Source organism: Vibrio sp. D173a, assembly GCF_030248475.1.
In genome coordinates this window covers 1-893 of the sequence record NZ_JAHGAH010000088.1, presented here as the reverse complement: position 1 = coordinate 893, position 893 = coordinate 1, and the positions used below count along the sequence as shown (strand labels likewise).

Here is an 893-nt window from a genome sequence, read left to right as displayed (position 1 = left end):
TAGGGCGTGTTGATCTTTGCTGTACATTTCGTATTCAGCAATACATCGGTAACCACATTAACATGAATGCCAGCGATAACATGCTGGCATAATTCCTTTCTAACTTGTCATATCTACTTGAAATAGCTCGATAATGCTTAATTCTCGCAAAGGCATTTTCAACCAGATGACGATACTTGTATAGACACCAATCCATACTGGTTTTGTCTATATCTTGCCCATAATTGCGTTTAGCAATGACCGTTTCTCCGCCATGTTCCTTAACAAAAGTACGGAAAGCTTCGCTGTCATATCCTTTATCACAAACGATGGTATTAACTTCATCGAGTTGTTCAACTAAGCTTTTGGCATGCAATATATCGTGGCGTTGGCCTTCTGATAAATCAAAGCAAATCGGTAAGCCACCACTATCCACAGCTAAGTGAATTTTGGTTGAGTTGCCCCCGCAACTTTTTCCTATTTGCTCTGAGCTTTCAGTAGCTGCGCCTGTACTATGCTGGTGCGCTCGAACTATAGAGCCGTCAAGAAAGACCCATTCAAAATCAGCCATGCTAGATAAGCTTCTGAAAAGCTTATCTAAAACCCCTTTCTTTGACCAAAGATTAAATCGTCTGTAAACGGTACTCCACTCTCCGAACTCAGAGGGTAGATCTCGCCAAGGAATACCTGTTCTCATTCGATAAAGTATTCCTTCAAATGTCATTCGATGTTCAGTTTTATCGTAAATACGACCTGTACTTTTCATAATTTGAAGTAGCAGTTCCCATCGAATATCAGTTAGCATTGTTCTTGGCATGGTATTGGTTATGGTTTTACTTTTGGCGAAGCAAATTATAACTCTTTACCATGTTGTTCAAAAAATACTCACGAAAGATCAACACACCCTATCTATT

General features: G+C 39.6%; 1 protein-coding gene. It reads right to left on the bottom strand.

Annotation, left to right across the window (positions count from 1 at the left end):
• Window positions 1–34 precede the first annotated feature (34 nt).
• A complete protein-coding gene (locus KIV40_RS10030; RefSeq protein WP_012126577.1) occupies window positions 35–796 on the bottom strand; it encodes an IS5 family transposase in 762 nt (253 codons plus the stop codon).
• Window positions 797–893: the final 97 nt, after the last annotated feature.